Source organism: Barnesiella sp. WM24 (assembly GCF_004570975.1).
Classification (GTDB): domain Bacteria; phylum Bacteroidota; class Bacteroidia; order Bacteroidales; family Muribaculaceae; genus Muribaculum.
Genome location: NZ_SPPC01000017.1, coordinates 1 through 12,258, shown reverse-complemented (window position 1 = coordinate 12,258; position 12,258 = coordinate 1). Strand labels below are relative to the sequence as shown.

The 12,258-nt window shown below is 46.3% G+C and carries 16 protein-coding genes and 1 tRNA gene; 4 read left to right on the top strand and 13 right to left on the bottom strand.

Features of this window, described 5'->3' with window-relative positions:
• Positions 1-136: 136 nt before the first annotated feature.
• From E4T81_RS14620 to E4T81_RS14570, 11 genes are all read right to left on the bottom strand, one after another.
• The gene (locus tag E4T81_RS14620) at positions 137-838 is read right to left on the bottom strand and encodes an AAA family ATPase (protein ID WP_245207100.1); all 702 of its coding nucleotides are present in this window, start codon (positions 836-838) and stop codon (positions 137-139) included.
• Positions 804-1,544, bottom strand: a complete 741-nt coding sequence (locus E4T81_RS14615) for a hypothetical protein (RefSeq protein WP_135045890.1) — start codon at positions 1,542-1,544, stop codon at positions 804-806. The genes E4T81_RS14620 and E4T81_RS14615 overlap by 35 nt, the downstream gene beginning before the upstream one ends.
• 163 nt (positions 1,545-1,707) lie before the next feature.
• Positions 1,708-2,454: a hypothetical protein gene (locus tag E4T81_RS14610; protein ID WP_135045888.1), complete on the bottom strand. Its 747-nt coding sequence runs from the start codon at positions 2,452-2,454 to the stop codon at positions 1,708-1,710.
• A 28-nt stretch (positions 2,455-2,482) separates the two neighbouring features.
• Positions 2,483-2,920 carry a hypothetical protein gene (locus E4T81_RS14605; RefSeq protein ID WP_123481639.1) on the bottom strand — a complete coding sequence of 146 codons (438 nt, stop codon included), beginning with the start codon at positions 2,918-2,920 and terminating at the stop codon, positions 2,483-2,485.
• 32 nt (positions 2,921-2,952) lie between these two features.
• Positions 2,953-3,597 carry a hypothetical protein gene (locus tag E4T81_RS14600; RefSeq protein WP_135045886.1) on the bottom strand — a complete coding sequence of 215 codons (645 nt, stop codon included), beginning with the start codon at positions 3,595-3,597 and terminating at the stop codon, positions 2,953-2,955.
• Positions 3,598-3,734: 137 nt separating this feature from the next.
• A complete protein-coding gene (locus tag E4T81_RS14595) occupies positions 3,735-4,166 on the bottom strand; it encodes a hypothetical protein (RefSeq protein WP_123481641.1) in 432 nt (143 codons plus the stop codon).
• A 1-nt stretch (position 4,167) separates the two neighbouring features.
• Positions 4,168-4,896, bottom strand: a complete 729-nt coding sequence (locus E4T81_RS14590; protein WP_123481642.1) for an MBL fold metallo-hydrolase — start codon at positions 4,894-4,896, stop codon at positions 4,168-4,170.
• A gap of 12 nt (positions 4,897-4,908) precedes the next feature.
• Entirely contained in the window at positions 4,909-5,886 is a 978-nt protein-coding gene (locus E4T81_RS14585; RefSeq protein WP_123542489.1) for a recombinase RecT, read from the bottom strand.
• 9 nt (positions 5,887-5,895) lie between these two features.
• On the bottom strand, positions 5,896-7,851 hold the full coding sequence (locus tag E4T81_RS14580) for an AAA family ATPase (RefSeq protein ID WP_123481644.1): 1,956 nt from the start codon (positions 7,849-7,851) through the stop codon (positions 5,896-5,898).
• A gap of 2 nt (positions 7,852-7,853) precedes the next feature.
• Positions 7,854-8,126, bottom strand: a complete 273-nt coding sequence (locus tag E4T81_RS14575) for a hypothetical protein (protein ID WP_245207099.1) — start codon at positions 8,124-8,126, stop codon at positions 7,854-7,856.
• Positions 8,127-8,367: 241 nt separating this feature from the next.
• Positions 8,368-8,592 carry an XRE family transcriptional regulator gene (locus tag E4T81_RS14570; protein WP_135045884.1) on the bottom strand — a complete coding sequence of 75 codons (225 nt, stop codon included), beginning with the start codon at positions 8,590-8,592 and terminating at the stop codon, positions 8,368-8,370.
• 155 nt (positions 8,593-8,747) lie between these two features.
• Here E4T81_RS14570 and E4T81_RS14565 point away from each other — a divergent pair, with 155 nt between their 5' ends.
• The 4 genes from E4T81_RS14565 to E4T81_RS14550 all read left to right on the top strand — a co-directional run bounded on the left by E4T81_RS14565 (position 8,748) and on the right by E4T81_RS14550 (position 10,132).
• A complete protein-coding gene (locus E4T81_RS14565) occupies positions 8,748-9,272 on the top strand; it encodes a helix-turn-helix transcriptional regulator (protein ID WP_135045882.1) in 525 nt (174 codons plus the stop codon).
• Entirely contained in the window at positions 9,269-9,469 is a 201-nt protein-coding gene (locus E4T81_RS14560) for a hypothetical protein (RefSeq protein WP_123481649.1), read from the top strand. Before E4T81_RS14565 ends, E4T81_RS14560 begins: the two co-directional genes overlap by 4 nt.
• Before the next feature lie 4 nt (positions 9,470-9,473).
• Positions 9,474-9,881 (top strand): hypothetical protein, encoded by a 408-nt coding sequence (locus E4T81_RS14555; RefSeq protein ID WP_135045880.1) that lies wholly within the window; start codon positions 9,474-9,476, stop codon positions 9,879-9,881.
• 62 nt (positions 9,882-9,943) lie between these two features.
• A complete protein-coding gene (locus tag E4T81_RS14550; RefSeq protein ID WP_245207098.1) occupies positions 9,944-10,132 on the top strand; it encodes a hypothetical protein in 189 nt (62 codons plus the stop codon).
• Positions 10,133-10,695: 563 nt separating this feature from the next.
• On the opposite strand, the gene E4T81_RS14545 is transcribed toward E4T81_RS14550, so the two are convergent.
• Positions 10,696-11,976 carry a site-specific integrase gene (locus E4T81_RS14545; RefSeq protein WP_135045878.1) on the bottom strand — a complete coding sequence of 427 codons (1,281 nt, stop codon included), beginning with the start codon at positions 11,974-11,976 and terminating at the stop codon, positions 10,696-10,698.
• A gap of 110 nt (positions 11,977-12,086) precedes the next feature.
• Positions 12,087-12,158 (bottom strand) — tRNA-Arg (locus E4T81_RS14540).
• Positions 12,159-12,258: the final 100 nt, after the last annotated feature.

Sequence of the window (12,258 nt, the reverse complement as noted above, 5' to 3'; positions counted from 1 at the left end):
CCCACAAGCAAAGCACGAAAACACCACACCCTTATCTTTGCTGAAATGAGCGTCTTTGAGAGTCCAGTTGTAGTTAAATTTATGCTTCATTTTGCTTTGTAATTGTTCGGTGAACACACTTTTAGGGAGAGAAAGATTAACGCCGGCGGCTACCTCCGTGTAGCTCTATCACGTTGAATGCTTTGAAGCGGTCTTGCAAACGCCCCTCAAAGCGTTTTTTTAGCTCCTTGACGGTCAGATTGCTTGTGATATGATAGCGTTTACCATACTGCTGATATATCTCATAGCGGGCAAAGAGAAATTCATCGGTAACTTGGGTTAAAAGCGTACCAAAACTCTTTTGCTGCTCGGTCGCAATACCCAAGTCATTAAGACAAATGTTATACGGGTCCACACCGTCATAAGCCTCTTGGCGGCTCGCTCCTTTAAGTTCGTTGTAGGTGTACTTGTCAATATGCCCGAATACCTTTTGATAGTTCATTAGCTGGGTCATACTGATATTGCGAAACTGGTTGTCGTTCTGAGTCGCTTGGAGATAGTCAGCGAAAATTTGCATAAGCATAGTCTTACCCGTACCCGGCTCACCGATTAAGAGTATGTTCTTGTGAATCTTGTAATCCTCATTTGGAAACACCGTTTCAGCGAGGGGGCAATTGTTGAAGTAGTAGAGCAAGAAACGCAACACGTTCTTATTATGCTCATCTACTACGAATTGCGAAAACTCGCGTAGCATATAGTTGTTACCCATTTCAAGCACCATAGCGGCGTGTACGTTGTATTCCTCATGGTCGGTAAGGTCATACTTAAAACCTTTCAGAATAGTCTTTCGCCGGCGCATCACCAGATTGCGGGCTTGTTCCTGTTGTAATTTGTACCGCTCTTGTTGCATTTGGCGCAAAAGCTCCAATGCCGCCTGCTGGTTTTGCGGTAGTCGTAATTGTTGGGGGTCGAGTGCCATATCTTAGTTGCTCATCGTTATATCTGTTTACTACCCAATTAAGGATAGCTCTATAATCACTTCTGTATCGCTTGCCATTCTGCCCTTTGTAGTTGTCAAGAATTTCTATCATACGCTTTACTACTGGCTCGGTGTGTTCCTCACACAACTTGGCGTATTCATCTCTTGTAAGGCTTACATTTTCAGCGTATTTATATTTTCTCTTTTTCTCGGCTTTCGCCTTTTGTTCGGGCGTAAGCTCTGGGGGCATTTCGGGAATTTCCTCATTATTGAATAATTGAGGTATTGGTGTGGCTTGCTTGCTTTCGGGGGGTGGCTCTACAACCACGGAGGCTTGCTGATTGGGGGTAATTTCTTGTATAACCGCAAACACCTTGCCTTTGGTTATCTCTCCACCTTTGCGACCAGCATTGCGCCTTACACTACTTATGCGCTCCTTGCGCACCATTTCGGGAGAGTGGTAAACTCCGTGATTGTCTATTGCCAACAATCCGCTCTCAATGAGAATTTCAAGCGAGATAGAATCTATTTGCAATTCTCGTAGGATTTGCCCCTTTGTATAGGGCTTTCCGTTAGAGTGCGCCATAATTCCCCGTGTGGGGCTTTCCCACATATAGCAAAGCAATGTAAGCCATATCCCCCTTACATCGTAAGAGAGAGTATTGACACGGGGGCTGTCTAACCATTCCCCCGTGTCAATAGGCATTAGGGATTTAATCCGCTTGTTTGCCATAGGGGAGTTGCAGTCGTTATGCTTCGATTATGGCAATGTCGGGGGCAACCCCGCGGATTTTGTCAAGCACCGCGTCAATGGTCTTATCGCAATATTGGTCGGTGAGTTCCTTTGCGCCCGGAGAAACAAGCTGTAAGAACACCTCGCCGTCCGTGAGGTAGTGGTCAAATTCCACGTCAAACGTGGTTTTTTCCGGCCCCTTGAAAATGGGGATTTTAACGGTGAACGACTTGGGGAGATTGCTTTCTACGGTCTGGCGATACACCTCGGCACGAGAGCCGGACGGGTCATGCTGCTTTTCGATTTGAGATTGTGCGTTAGCCTTGAAATTCTTGAGGGCAGATACAAGTTTCATACAAATCTCCTTATCTTCAAAGGCTGCGCGATTGAGGCGAATGAATTGCCCCAGTTTTGCCGGTGTCCAGCCCACATTGGGGTTGTTAATACCGAATTTTGTAAAAAGCTCGGAGAGTTCAGCGGAGCCGGTTATTGTGCCTTTTTTGTAGGGGTCGCTTTCGTTGATTGTGAGAGTGATTGCGTATTTGTCGCGCTCAACGAGAATAAACGCCTCTGCTTGGTTGATTGTGTCAACGCGCTTTTCCAGCCAGTCAAGCGGAATTGAGAGTACGCCGGCGATTTCGATTTTTTCCGGGGCTTTCTGGTCCAGCACCTTGCTGGCAATACCCTCGCGGTAAACCACCACAATAGGCTTTTCGCCTGTGTAGTTTTCGATTGTCAGATTGATTTTGTTGTTATCTTCCATTGTGGTTTGAATTATGGGTGATTATTACTTAGTCATCAGTGCCGGTGCGATTGAAAAAGCGCGTGGCTTGAATGATGTTGCGCTGTCGTTCTTGTGGTGTCATGGCACGTTCTTCAATCTTGTAACCCTCAGCGGAGTAGTAGGCAGTCTTGCCCTCGTCCACATCTACAAATTTGAATGTGTCGGCCGTTACCCACTCGCCACGAGCTTTCAACTCATCGAGTATCTTGCCGCGGCGTTCAAGCAAAGGCTTGATACGCCCTTTTATGTCGGCGCGGACTTGGGCGAGTTCATCTTCAAGCTCAGTGATTTGGATTGATACCTGCTCCAATTCGGCGCGGCGGTCATTCACCTCATCTTGGGAGAAAGAGCGCGTAAAACTACGCGGCTCTATTTGGTCGCAGTTATCCCGTAGCATTTGCTCACGAGCTTCGACCGGGTCGTTGGGAAACATTACATCTTGCATATCCTTATGTATTTTGGGATTGTTGGTTGCAGTTATTCAAGATGACCGCCTACCGTGAAATTGTAGGCATAGGCTTCAGCCCACAGCTCCACGAATTGCTTGCCAAAGTATTCTGCCTTTTCCTCGGTGTCAAGGCACAAGCGGAACGCCCCATACGCAGTCGTCCACGAGCTACGATAAGACGCAGACAGACAACCGAAACCCGCAGTCGCGCCATAGTGCGCACCGGCAGACAGGAGGGCTTTGCGCTGCTCATCTTCCATGCCTGCTATCTCTGAGGGTGTCCAGAGTGCAAGTACCGGGTACCACCATACTTTGCTCCCGTCAGCGGTAGGCTGGCATTTGTTCTCTCCACCCCAAAGAGCTTTGCAAATAATTTCTAACTTCATCTGTGCGACTATATGCTTGGGGAGAGTGAATAGGTCTGCTATACCTTCTCCATCACGCACGAGTAGTGATTTGTTAAGGATTGGCTCTATTCCAAGAGCCTCACAAGCGTCCTCATAGGAGCGTATGGTGGTGTAGTCGGATAGACTGGGTGCCGGTCGAGCCGGCGTTGCAGTTGTGTCGTTATCGCCCACGAGTGTGGCGAGAATTTTGCGCGTGTTGTCATCGGCCATTGCATAAGCAGCCTCATAATTCGCGGTTGTGATTTTGAGTTCTTTGTTTTCTCTCATCGTCTAATTGTTTTAATTTATTGAGGTTTATCTTTGTCATTCGTATTGCATTTGCCGCTCTTAGGCTCTTGGTAGGGTTAGGCGGCAAGAGGTCTAATATCATCGGAATGTGTCTTACCAACTCCGAGATTACGTTGTCAGCTACTTGTATCATTCGTGCGCCAATATTTATCCGGGTCCGGTATTTCGATTCCGAGAAATTCACGCCCATACTCTCTTAGTTTTTCGCAATATGTCGAGAATTGCACGGTATTCATTGTGGCTGTCGAGCTTGGAAATTCCACGATTTCGCCCGTGTGTCGGTTTACAACGCTATCTTTCGCAATGAGAGCCTTGAAAAACTCATGCACTTGCTCCACCGTTGTAAACTCCCAACCAGCCTCTAAAAGCCCGTCTAAGAGCATTGGGTAAATACAGCCCCAGAGCCAACCGTTTTGGTCGTTGGTGCGCGGCTTGCGGATTTTCTTTACCTCAATGAGATAAAGCCCATCGCATACCTGCGCAAACCACTCATACAGGGGCCGGAGATTGAATAGCCCGTTAATCTTTTCAACCATCACCTTTGCCATGTCAATACTTAGTAATGTCAATGGTTAAACCCGGACTTGCGGCATACACAACCTTACCCGTATGTCGCTCTATCTCGCTTATGAAATGCTCACGGTCGCTATTGTGAGCAGAGAGGTGGAGCAATACAATCTCTTGTACATCGGTAAGGTCATGTTCACGGATAACTCGCTTGCAAGTGTCAAGCTCCATGTGAGAGTTTGGTAGTCGCTCAATCTGGCTTTTGAGTGTGTAACCCTTATTCACCGCCTCAAGCAAGTTGAACGTGGAATAGTTGCACTCTATAAGCAAATGATTGAGTTGTGGGAATATTTGCAAACAATCGCAGCTATCGGTCAAGAATAACATACGTCCGCAATCGGGGTGGATAATGTGATAACCCACACAGGGCACATCGTGGCAGGCAGGGAAAGGTAGCACCTTAAAACGCCCCAGCTTGTAGCCTTTGTATGGCTGGACAGCAACGGCCCGTGAACTTTCGATTTGCTTTGCAGTCCATACCTCCGGGAGTGCCAGTGTTGTTATACCACACTCCACCACATTGCGTATGTACTTGGCGTGGTCGTTATGCTGATGTGTAATTAGGCAGCCCGCCACCTTGCGGAGATTAAAGCCCAAAGCCTTTTTGACTTTCGCAAAAGCCACACCAGCCTCAAGTATCAAAGCCTCATTGCCATTGTCAAGAACATAGCAATTTCCAGCGGACGAGCTACCTAATACTTTCAATTTCATTAGTCGAGCGAATTAAAAGCCACATTCAATATTGTCCGTGGGTAATTCTGACTCATCGGCTGGAGTCATGCCTACGTCCTCATAATCCACCGTGGTAACGTCAATAGCCTGCGGCGCGGTCGTGGAAGCAATAGCCGGCATGGATTGAGCGGCCGATAATGCCAATTTAGCATCATCGGTGATGTCATCACTCGCCAAAGCCTTTTGGAGTTCAACCGAGAGGTAGCCATATTTACTAAGTAGATTTCTTAGTGCTGTCTTAATAGCCATGCCATGAAAGTTGCCAAGCCAGCCCAGAGAGCCACTATCTGCTACCACGGGGAGCTTTGCAAGCTCCATAAGGGATTCCACGGTAACATCTTTGGAATACATAAGAGCCTTTGAGTAGCGTTTTGCGTGTTTCGCAACGTCCTCTACGCTCATGTAGAGAGCCTTGTGATAGCCGTTGAGCAATTCGATATAGGCAAAGTAGCCAATAACGGTATCGCTCTTTTTATCACCCTCTAAGTCGATTTCGCCGGTGAGCTTTGATTTCTTTTGGAGTTCGCCCTCATACACCACATCGGCGTTGATGATACGATATTGGCCGGTGCGCATTGCAAGCTGATACAAGCCTTTATAGCCTATCTGGAAAGTAGGCTCATACTGCTTGCGCTTGTTTCCGTGTTCATCTTTCACGGTGTTGTTGTAGGCTATAATAAAAGCCTGTCCGAGCGATTTGTTGATAGGCAAGCGCAATACGGCCGCTTTGAGAGCCTCTTTTACTACGAGGGTAGGGTCACAAAGCTGGAGCTTGCTATCGCTGCTGAAAAGCTCCAATATGCCTGCTATGAATGTCGGTGCGCCCGCTCCGAGGGCATTGTCAAACTGCTTGCGCATTGCTCTATTGTTGAGTAAGTCATTAAGCATATTGACCGGCGTTTTCTGGACTTGTGTTGCTGTCGGCTGTGGAGCAACGGCCGGTGCAGTCCTTTGTGTCTGTTGCGTCATTGTAGTAACTTATTGGATTGTTAATGCTTTGTCGTAGCTCACGCGGAGATTGATAACCTGCGAGATTGTGGGGATAGCCTCGTTAACGCTCTCGCGGTTGTCAATGAATATTGGCGCGGAGTAGCCTTTGGCTTTACATAGGGCGTTGATGATGTCAAGACCTGCGTTGAGCTTTCCGGCGGCGTTAACATCGGGATAGGGGGTGCCGTCCACGGTGCATACACAAGTGATTTTCTCGCCACCGTTCTTTTGCTCTTTGATGAAAGAGAAAGAAACATAGCTGAAAAGGCCGTTGATACGCTGATAGAGCAATTCATCTTTGGCTTTGAGGAAACGGGTATAGGTGTCCTCCCAACGCTCCAAATCGGCAATGGCTTGGTTATTGGCTATGCGCTTTTCCTCTAACTCGGCGAGTTCCTTTTGGGCGCGGTCAACGGCGGCTCGCTTACCCAGTCGCTGATTGAGTTCTGCGATACTATCGGCAAGCATAGCCTTTGCCTCTTGCAGTTCGCTTGTGTCGGCCGGCTTTACATCGGCGTTGAGTTGGTTGTTAAGCTCTTGGATTTCGTTGGTAAGAGCAATACATTGTGCGTCCTTGCTGATTATTTCCTCGGCGTTGAGCGCGGCAGGAATATGAGCTTTGGCGTATTCGATTTTACCTTTGAGTTCCAACGCCCTATCCTCTAAGGTCGAGATTTGCCCCGTAAGGCGTGTTTCATTGGCTTTGGCGGCTTCTAAGGCTTGCCCCATAGGTATGCCGCGGGCTTGGATTTCCTTTTGGCGTTTGGCTTTGTGCTGCTCAAAGTTACCACGGAGTGTTTCAAGCTGCTTTTTGAGGTTTTCGCCCCTAAGCGGTTCTCCGCAAGTAGGGCATACGAGATTGTCATGTGCCGGCTCTTTGTAGGTTTCAAGAGCCACGGCCTTAAATTGCGCACGGAGTTCTACAATCTCGGTGTCGGTCTTGGCGATAGTGGCTTTTAATGCCGTCAGTTCGTTACGCTTGGATTCGATATTGCGCTGTATGGTCGCAAGCTCACTCTCCATAGCTTGAACATCTGCCATAGCCTTGTTTCGGTCAGAGCTGGCTTGCACTCGGATTTCATTTTCACGATTACCTAACGCAATTCGCTTTTCACCGCACATACGCACAATCTCGGTCTTGCGCTGATTTGCAGCCATAGCCGCATTGTTCACATCGGCGAGTTGAGCGTCAATGTTGGCGAGGCTCGCTTTCTTGGTTGTAAGCTCACTTTCAAGCGCGGCCCAGTCTTCTATGTCGTTCAAAAACTTTTGGGCTGTTTCGATTGCCGCCGGAATGGTAGTTAGCGCGTCATTACACCCTTTTTTCTTGGCGGCTACCTCGGTAGCGTATTTTGCAAGAGAAGTGCCGTTGATATGGTCGAGCAATGCCATAAATTCCGGGTTGAGCGCGGCCACCTCATTATCATCTATGTTGCCTACGATTTCAAGCAACATATCTTTCTGGTCCTCGGCTGAAAGACGGGGGAAAAGATAGGGATTGGTTATAAGCCTAAACACATCTTCGGGTATAATCTCGGATATTTCGGCTTGATATTCCTTTTTGGTGCCGCAACGTACATCATTGATGAAAAATTGGGTTTCATCTTTCATCGTTTCCTCGGTGGAGCCGTTAACCTTGTTCCATTTCTCAACAAGGCAGCGTTGCAGTTTTACCTCTCGGCCGTCTATTACAAACACACCTGTTACCGAGTGTTCCAGACGATAGATAGGCTTGCCGTTCTCATCGAGCGTCTTAATGTTGAAATCGCTACGCCCTGCGCTATCCTTTCCGAATAGCAGCCACAGATAACCATCATAGAGCGTGGTTTTGCCCGTGCCATTTTCGCCAGATACCAGCGTTACTGCATTGGAGAAATCGGCATGAAACTCGCGCACACCCTTAAAGTTTACCAGTGTAAGGGATTTTAGAAAAATCTTTTTCATGCTTATTTGTGAATTATTGTGTTTAACCTTTCGGCTTGATTAAGAGCCATAAGCTCTGCGCGTGAATAGTAGCGTTTGGAATTTTGTGCAGCCCCGTTGCGTTGGGGTGTTATCAATCCATTTTCGACCCAGCGTTTAACCCTCACCTCTTGGAATTGGCGATACGCTTCCCGTTGGGAAATGAGGTCAGTTGCCGGAGCCGCTTCCTTTTGGTAAGTAGCAACACCCAGAGCCGCCATATTCGCGCACAGCGTTTTGAGTTCGTACAATTCCATAGTGATTGTCATAGCCTATTTTCTATGCGCTTTCAATTTGCGAATTAGTAAATCCTTGAGGCTTTCTCCGTCCTCATTATCAAGAAAGAGCAAACCAGAAAAGTAGAGAGAAGCGACCACGGATAGCCAATGTGCCGGATTGCCGGCGCAAACTCCCCAGATTGCCCCCACAAGACATAAGAGCCAAATGAAAAGCCAAACGGTGTTAAAGATTTGTATTCCTGTCATCGGTGTTGCGTTTTTAGGTGAATAATTCTTGTTCGGAAATACCTAACTCTTTGGCTATAATAGAGGTTTTAAGTGCGTCCGGCTTTTGGGTGCCGGCTATCCAGCAGCGCACCGTTACCTCATGCACTTTGCACATAGCCGCGATTTTCTTGACGAATGCCGTTTTAGGGGCTATATCGGCCTTTGGTGGCAGTGCGTCATAGAATTGTCGAAACTTAGTTTTTTTATTGTTCTCCATTATAAAACTTATAGTGTTATGTGTTCAGTAAGCACAAATTTTTGTATCTTTGCGCCACTACAAAACTTATTATGGTGCAAAGATAAACAAGTTTATCCGAATCGCCAAATGTTTAGTAAACTATTTTATAAGAATTTTTTCCATTAAAACGCTAAATGGCTGAAAATACGCGAATTAAGACAATAGTCCACTGGCTAATAAGTCAAGGCATAATTTCATCACAACAAGATTTGGGTGAAAAATTGGGTATCTCAAACAAAAGCTACCTATCACAGCTCGTTAATGGCAGAGCCACAAGCCCGGATTTTATAAACAAGTTAAGTAAACTTAGCGCACAAATCAATAGTGAGTGGCTTGAAACAGGCGAGGGAGCTATGCTCATAGGCTCACAAGACAATCACGGTGGCGGCCAGCATTTCCACGGGCCAATAACGGGACCCAACCCTCAGTTTGCCGGTCACGATTTTACTAATAATCCACCATGCTCCTTTGGAGCGGAGATAGACAAAATCATTGCTGCCATGACTGCTCAAGCAGACCTCACAAAAGAGGCTCACGAGTTAACCCGTAGAGCGCAAGACCAAGTAGACCGCGCACAAGCACAAGTTGATGTGGCGCAACAACAGATGAACCGCCTATTGTCTATAATCGAACAAAAACTAAATATTGATATGGCATGAATAAATACTACCGTATGGTGTTGGAGCTTTACAAGGAAAGCCTCACCAGTGTAAACCGGGTAAATCCCGATGAGAGCCTTAGAGTGCTTACCGAGCTTGAAAAGGCGATAACGACTGCAAAGATAACCAACCAGCCCCTCGATGAGCTTTACCAACTTAAAGCGGACGTTGAGCTTATCCGGGCATTGAACGAATAAGCCGATGAGAAAGATACTCACAATTATTGCGATGGCAATCTTACTCTCTGCTTGCCAAAAGCCATACGAGAAAGCTGTTGAGAACTACGTCAAGGAAAGTTTCAACGACCCAAATAGCTATGAGTGTGTCGAGCTTGGAAAGCCTCAAGAATGTACCGTTGTGCTTTATGCAATGGAGCAAGTAAGAGCAAAAGGCGAAGCCGAGGGGTGGACGCCCGATTCCATTTTCAACAAGACAATGGAGCTGCGCCCGTATCTTATTGAGCATGGTGATGACCCGGACGCGGTGCTTTTCCGTTATGTTAGCCATACATACAGAGCCAACAATGCTATGGGGGCAAAGATACTCCGAAAAGAGAAATGGTATCTCAACGATGATTTAACAAAAGTAATAAGAACAGAGCCGGAATGAACACCCCAGTAAGCAAGCAAATCATGGAGCGTTTTTATTGCGCTTTGGACGCGATTGTAGCGATGAAAAGAATTAGGGGTGTAAACACCTATTGCCGGCTATACGAGATAGACCGCCGGAATCTTATCGCAAATCGCAAAGACTTGGATAGAGGTTGGTTTCAAGTGTCGTGGCTCCAGCCTATGATAATCGACTATGGCGTTAATGCCAAATGGCTCTTGACCGGCACCGGCAAGATGTTCGATGAATAAGAACAGGGCAGCACTTTCGGAGTGTTGCCCTGTTTTGTTCTTTCCCCCACACCCCCTATTTCATATACTAACACTTTACTTATACTCTCTATATAGAGTATATATTTTTACGCGCGCAGGCGCATAATGCGCGCAGGCGCGAGGGAGATTTTTTTGCCTAAGCAAAATTTTATCCAAAATTTTAAAAATTGCGCTTGATATTCAATGCGTTACAAACTTTTGCCTAAGCAAAACGGCAAACGAAAGATTTTGCCTAAGCAAATTTTGTATTTCACTATAATTCAACGTGTTATATGTTTTGCCTAAGCAAAATGAAAAGGCGTGGAACATTTTGCCTAAGCAAAATAAAATCATTAAAGCATTGATTTTAATTGTGTTGTAAAATTTTGCCTAAGCAAAACGACCTTAAAAAAGTGTGTTTGAGAGCCTATTTTTAGGGGCGTTTTCTCCGTGGAACATTTTGCCTAAGCAAAATTAAAAAGGCAACTTTGAAAAATTGCCCTTATATATCAGTACGTTACGAACTTTTGCCTAAGCAAAAATTTCATTTTGCCTAAGCAAAACTATCTAATTTTAGGCTCATCTACACTTGGTAAATCCAATGCCAACAAGTCAAGTACGGCACGGTTTGCCTTATCTATCTTATCCCAACTCTTACGAATGTAGATGTCGGTTACGCGCATACTCTCATCTACATGGTTGAGTGCAGAGTGGACGGTGTATTTGTCTATATCAGCATCATTGTTGGCTATCGTAGCCCAACTATGCCGGGCTGCGTAAAACTCCAAATCATCAACACCGATAATAGCACCAATCCTTTTCAGCCCCTTATTGATTGCTGCGCAAAAAGTGTCAGTCGAGGAATAGAGCTTATAGAAATTGAACACCCTTTGCCCTGTCGGGTCCCGATACTTTTCTACGAGAGCTTGCGCCTCCGGCTCTATCTTAATAGAGATTTCGGCTTTGTCAGCTCGGCGGTTGCGCGTCTTTTGGCGTTGGTATGTAATTCGACCGTCCTTGTAATCGGTGGCGGCGTATAGGTCGGCCTCATTCATACCCACCAGAAAGAAACTCAAAAGGAATAAGTCTTTGGCAAAGTTGAAGCGATTAACACCGGGTTGTAGAATGGTCGTGTAAGGCACTTTCGCCAATGCCCTCATCTGCTCCACTGTCAAAGCGCGTTTGCGCGATAGCGTGGGCTTAGGAATGGTAATCTTATTGAATGGAGAGAATGGTATGCGAATTATGCCGGCCTCTTCATCGTTGAACTCCAATTTTGCACGATTATACATTGCCCGGAGTTGAGCGAGATATAAGCCTTGCGCTCGGTCGCCTTTCTTGCAGTTTCTCCGTGGTGGCTGCTTACCAATCCAATCTATCCAATCGTTGAGAAATTGCACCGTGATTTCCTTAATGCTTACAACATCACGCTCGGCAAATCGCTTGAGGCTGTTAATGGCAACTTGGTAGGCTTTGGCGGTGCCGCCACGACCCTCTTTTTCCAGCTTGACAATGAAAGCCTCAGTATATGCCACAATATCCAAATCAAAAGGCTGCTCAGTTGTCTTGCGTGTTATAAGTTCAACGACTTGCTCCACGGTCATATCATCAAGCCCCTCGCCCACGTTATTGCAAATGGCGCGATAGCGGCGCAATGTGTCCTCTACCATGTCGATGTACTTTTGGTTTTTCAGTTTGAGGGCACGGGTCAAATCCTCTTTACCCACATACCACGGAGTAGAGAGATACTTCTTGCGTTGCTTATGCGTAACGCGGATTTTGATATTATAAGTGCCGTCCGCTCTCTTTTGATGAGCGTAAATCTCAGCCTTGAATGTAGCCATGTCTTTTCTTGTAGAACTATTGTAGAACTTTCCACCGCAAATATAGCTAAATTCTGCGGAAAGTGAGGAAATAAAAACGCCCCACTCTGTATGAGTGAGGCGATATTTTGTAGCCCTGTGGGGAATCGAACCCCAATCTATGGTTTAGGAAACCACTATTCTATCCGTTGAACTACAAGGCTTTATGACGAATTATCAATATCTGTTGGCTCAGTTGTTCACTTAGTAAACGGCTTTGAGCTTCAATTTTATGCCCTTGAATAGCTCATACGTTTAGGAAAC

Coding starts and splice junctions, on each gene's coding strand:
- E4T81_RS14595 (WP_123481641.1), bottom strand. CDS start 4,166: ATGGCAAAGGTGATGGTTGAAAAGATTAACGGGCTATTCAATCTCCGG.
- E4T81_RS14605 (WP_123481639.1), bottom strand. CDS start 2,920: ATGCAAGATGTAATGTTTCCCAACGACCCGGTCGAAGCTCGTGAGCAA.
- E4T81_RS14610 (WP_135045888.1), bottom strand. CDS start 2,454: ATGGAAGATAACAACAAAATCAATCTGACAATCGAAAACTACACAGGC.
- E4T81_RS14565 (WP_135045882.1), top strand. CDS start 8,748: ATGGCTGAAAATACGCGAATTAAGACAATAGTCCACTGGCTAATAAGT.
- E4T81_RS14615 (WP_135045890.1), bottom strand. CDS start 1,544: ATGGCGCACTCTAACGGAAAGCCCTATACAAAGGGGCAAATCCTACGA.
- E4T81_RS14550 (WP_245207098.1), top strand. CDS start 9,944: ATGAAAAGAATTAGGGGTGTAAACACCTATTGCCGGCTATACGAGATA.
- E4T81_RS14620 (WP_245207100.1), bottom strand. CDS start 838: ATGCGCCGGCGAAAGACTATTCTGAAAGGTTTTAAGTATGACCTTACC.
- E4T81_RS14590 (WP_123481642.1), bottom strand. CDS start 4,896: ATGAAATTGAAAGTATTAGGTAGCTCGTCCGCTGGAAATTGCTATGTT.
- E4T81_RS14600 (WP_135045886.1), bottom strand. CDS start 3,597: ATGAGAGAAAACAAAGAACTCAAAATCACAACCGCGAATTATGAGGCT.
- E4T81_RS14555 (WP_135045880.1), top strand. CDS start 9,474: ATGAGAAAGATACTCACAATTATTGCGATGGCAATCTTACTCTCTGCT.
- E4T81_RS14585 (WP_123542489.1), bottom strand. CDS start 5,886: ATGACGCAACAGACACAAAGGACTGCACCGGCCGTTGCTCCACAGCCG.
- E4T81_RS14570 (WP_135045884.1), bottom strand. CDS start 8,592: ATGGAGAACAATAAAAAAACTAAGTTTCGACAATTCTATGACGCACTG.
- E4T81_RS14575 (WP_245207099.1), bottom strand. CDS start 8,126: ATGGAATTGTACGAACTCAAAACGCTGTGCGCGAATATGGCGGCTCTG.
- E4T81_RS14560 (WP_123481649.1), top strand. CDS start 9,269: ATGAATAAATACTACCGTATGGTGTTGGAGCTTTACAAGGAAAGCCTC.
- E4T81_RS14580 (WP_123481644.1), bottom strand. CDS start 7,851: ATGAAAAAGATTTTTCTAAAATCCCTTACACTGGTAAACTTTAAGGGT.
- E4T81_RS14545 (WP_135045878.1), bottom strand. CDS start 11,976: ATGGCTACATTCAAGGCTGAGATTTACGCTCATCAAAAGAGAGCGGAC.